Origin of the sequence: Stenotrophomonas sp. PS02300 (assembly GCF_029959395.1) — a bacterium.
GTDB classification, from domain to species: Bacteria; Pseudomonadota; Gammaproteobacteria; order Xanthomonadales; family Xanthomonadaceae; genus Stenotrophomonas; species Stenotrophomonas maltophilia_AD.
Map to the genome: position 1 here is coordinate 1 of NZ_JASCOP010000215.1, position 3,421 is coordinate 3,421.

General features: G+C 66.7%; 4 protein-coding genes. 1 reads left to right on the plus strand and 3 read right to left on the minus strand.

Annotated elements, in window-relative coordinates; all coding sequences use genetic code 11:
- Window positions 1-126: 126 nt before the first annotated feature.
- Genes lipA through QMX79_RS20350 form a run of 3 tightly spaced genes read right to left on the minus strand, consistent with a single transcriptional unit; the run spans window position 127 to window position 2,129 of the window.
- Window positions 127-1,137, minus strand: coding sequence for a lipoyl synthase (lipA, locus tag QMX79_RS20340; protein WP_282248392.1), 1,011 nt, complete (start codon window positions 1,135-1,137; stop codon window positions 127-129).
- 18 nt (window positions 1,138-1,155) lie between these two features.
- On the minus strand, window positions 1,156-1,863 hold the full coding sequence (lipB, locus tag QMX79_RS20345; protein ID WP_282248393.1) for a lipoyl(octanoyl) transferase LipB: 708 nt from the start codon (window positions 1,861-1,863) through the stop codon (window positions 1,156-1,158).
- Window positions 1,851-2,129, minus strand: a complete 279-nt coding sequence (locus tag QMX79_RS20350; protein WP_282248394.1) for a DUF493 family protein — start codon at window positions 2,127-2,129, stop codon at window positions 1,851-1,853. Before QMX79_RS20350 ends, lipB begins: the two co-directional genes overlap by 13 nt.
- 192 nt (window positions 2,130-2,321) lie before the next feature.
- Here QMX79_RS20350 and QMX79_RS20355 point away from each other — a divergent pair, with 192 nt between their 5' ends.
- On the plus strand, window positions 2,322-3,383 hold the full coding sequence (locus QMX79_RS20355; RefSeq protein ID WP_282248395.1) for a lipid A deacylase LpxR family protein: 1,062 nt from the start codon (window positions 2,322-2,324) through the stop codon (window positions 3,381-3,383).
- Window positions 3,384-3,421 lie beyond the last annotated feature (38 nt).

The following is a 3,421-nucleotide window of genomic DNA, read 5'->3' on the forward strand; positions in this document are numbered from 1 at the left end:
GCGCCATACCCTTGGAGGCGAAGTAAAGGAGGAGGTGTCGGCCTATGGCCGACGCCGGGGGACATTCGCCGGAAAGGGTATGGCGCCCCGGCGCTCGATTCACCGGCAGCCGCTTCTGACGGGAACTCAGGCGACGCCAGCGCCCTTGGCCTGCACGTCAGCGTGGTACGAAGAACGCACCATCGGGCCGGAGGCCACGTGGCTGAAGCCCAGCTCGTAGCCGTAGACCTCCAGTTCCTTGTATTCCTCGGGCGTCCAGTAACGCAGCACCGGGTGGTGGTGCGCCGTCGGCTGCAGGTACTGGCCGATGGTGATCATGTCCACGTCGTGCGCGCGCAGGTCGCGCATCGTCGCCCGCACCTGGTCCATCTCCTCGCCCAGGCCCAGCATGATGCCGGACTTGGTTGCGATCGACGGGTGCTGTGCCTTGAAGTTCTTCAGCAGCGTGAGCGACCACTGGTAATCCGCACCCGGGCGTACGTTTCGGTACAGGTCCGGCACGGTTTCGATGTTGTGGTTGAACACATCCGGCGGGTTGGTCGCCAGGATGTCCAGCGCCCGCTCCATGCGGCCCTTGCCGCGGAAGTCCGGCGTGAGCACTTCGATGCGCGTGTTCGGCGACTTGGCCCGGATCGCCCCGATGCAGTCGGCGAAGTGCTGGGCACCGCCGTCGCGCAGGTCGTCGCGGTCCACGCTGGTCACCACCACGTACTTCAGGCCCATGTCCGCCACGGTCTGCGCCAGGCTGGCCGGCTCGCCCGCATCCGGCGGCTTCGGCCGGCCGTGGGCCACGTCGCAGAACGAGCAGCGCCGCGTGCAGACCTCGCCCAGGATCATGAACGTTGCCGTGCCGTGGCTGAAGCACTCGTGGATGTTGGGGCAGCTGGCTTCCTCGCAGACCGTCACCAGGCGGTTCTCGCGCAGCTTGGCCTTCAGCGTCTGCACCGCGTTGCCCGACGGGATCCGGACCCGGATCCACGACGGCTTGCGCAGCACCGGCGCGTCGGCGAACTGCACCGGCGAGCGGCCGATCTTGTCACCGCCCAGCTGTTTGACCCCGGCCTGCAACGGCGCGGCGGACGGCGTGTCGCCCTGCACGACCTGCAGGGGAATGATGCGAGCGGTGGTTTCAGTCATGGCCTTGGTCGGCGGCGCTCAGGCCGCGTCAGTCAGATCGGGCAGGTCCGTGGCAGGCTGGAGGTCCAACCCGAACTGGCGGGCCAGATGGCCCAGCAGTACCGGCTTGACGGCCGCCATGCCGGACGGTCCCCCCAAGTCTACCATCGAGGTGACCTGCAGCCCTTGGTAGCCGCAGGGATTGATGCGGTGGAACGGCTCCAGGTCCATCGCCACGTTGAAGGCCAGGCCGTGGAAGGTGCAGCCGCGGCGGACCCGGATGCCCAGCGCGGCCACCTTGGCCCCGCCCACGTACACCCCCGGCGCGCCGTCCAGCCGTTCAGCCCCGATATTCCATTCGTCCAGCGTATCGATGATCGCCTGCTCGATCCGGCACACGTAATCGCGCACCCCGATCCCCAGCCGGCGCAGCTGCAGCAGCGGATAGACCACGATCTGGCCCGGCCCGTGGTAGGTCACCTGGCCGCCGCGGTCCACGTGCAGCACCGGGATATCGCCCGGGGCCAGCACGTGTTCGTCCTTGCCGGCCTGGCCCAGGGTGAACACCGGGTCGTGCTCGACCACCCACAGTTCGTCCGGGGTGTCGTCGGTACGCGCATCGGTGAAACGCTGCATTGCATGCCAGACCGGCGCATAGGGCTGGCGGCCCAGGTCGCGCACGATCGCCGGCTGCGCCGGGCGCTGGCCCGGTGCAGCGCTGGAGTCGCAGCTGGTTACAGCGTCCACTTCACTTCCGGGTGGCCGCGCAGCGCCGTGTGGGCGAGGTCCAGCTGCTCACGGCTTTCGGCCATGAAGACCAGCTTCACGGACACGTATTTGCCGTTGGACGAGGTCTTCCAGGTGATGCGCTCTTTGAGTACCTGGATGCCGGCCACATGCAGCAGCTGCGGGAGTTCGTGCTCCAGACCGATGTTCGCCGAGCCCATGGCGCTGAGCTCGAATTGACCGGGGAACTGGAAGCCGTGTTCGGGATTGTCAGACTTGATTTCCATGACCGCGATTATGGGGACGGAAACGTCTGAACCCAAGACCTGCATGATCGTGCGCACAGCTGCGCCGAACGGTACGTGAAGATCGGCCTTCACGAACAAGACGCACCAGTGCGTGCGCGGCGCTGGTCATTGCATCACGCCCTGCATACCCTGCTCCCGCTTAAAAATGAATAAACCATCAGCGGGAACCTTATGCTTCTGAAGCGATTCGCGTTACCGGCCGCACTTGCCGGTGTTCTTGCAGCAGCCGCGCCTGCGGTCCAGGCAGCCGAACAATGCGGGCCCGACGCCATGCGCGAGCACCCGCCGCAGGTCAACTTCCGCGTCGACAACGATCTCTTCGGCGGCGCCGACCAGGACCAGGGCTACACCAACGGGGCGCAGATCACCTTCGTTTCGCCCAACCTGGTCGATTACACCGACGATCCGTGCCTGCCGAAGCTTGCCCGCTGGGTCAACCGCCATCTCGAACGCCTGGCCCCCGGCGAGTTCGAGCAGCAGAACATGATCTTCAGCTTCGCCCAGCAGATCTACACCCCCAAGGACTTCACCCGCCGCGACGTGATCGAGGACGACCGGCCGTATGCCGGCGTGCTGATCGGCAGCTTCGGCTACAACGCCCGCCGCGGCGACCGCCTGCAGACCACCCAGCTGGCGCTCGGCGTAGTCGGCCCGTGGGCGCTGGGCAAGGAAGTGCAGGACGCCGTGCATGACGCGCTGGGCGACGAGAAATTCCAGGGCTGGGACAACCAGCTGCACAACGAACCGGTGTTCATGCTCACCCACGAGCGCATGCGCCGCTGGGGCGATGCCGAAGACAACCTGGCTGGCTGGGGCTGGGATGCGATCAGCCACTACGGCGGCGCGGTCGGCAACCTGGCCACCCACCTCAACGCCGGTGGGGAAGTCCGCTTCGGCTGGAAGCTGCCGGACGATTTCGGCAGCACCCCGCTGCGCCCGGCCGGCGAGAACACCGCGCCTACCCGTGGTGGCAAGCCCACCGGGTGGTCGTTCCACCTGTTCGCCACCTCCGATGCGGCCTGGGTGATCCGGGACATCACGCTGGACGGCAACACCTTCCGCAACAGCCACAGCGTGGACAAGCGCAACTGGGTAGCCCAGGGCGGTTACGGCCTGGCGGTGATGTACAACCGCTGGAAGTTCGCCCTCGCCCGCTACCACAGCACCCGCGAGTTCGACCTGCACGACCAGTCGCCGATCTATGGGTCCTTCACCATCAGCCGGTCGCGCTAAGCGCCCGGCGCCCGAAAATAAAAAATACCCGCGTGCGG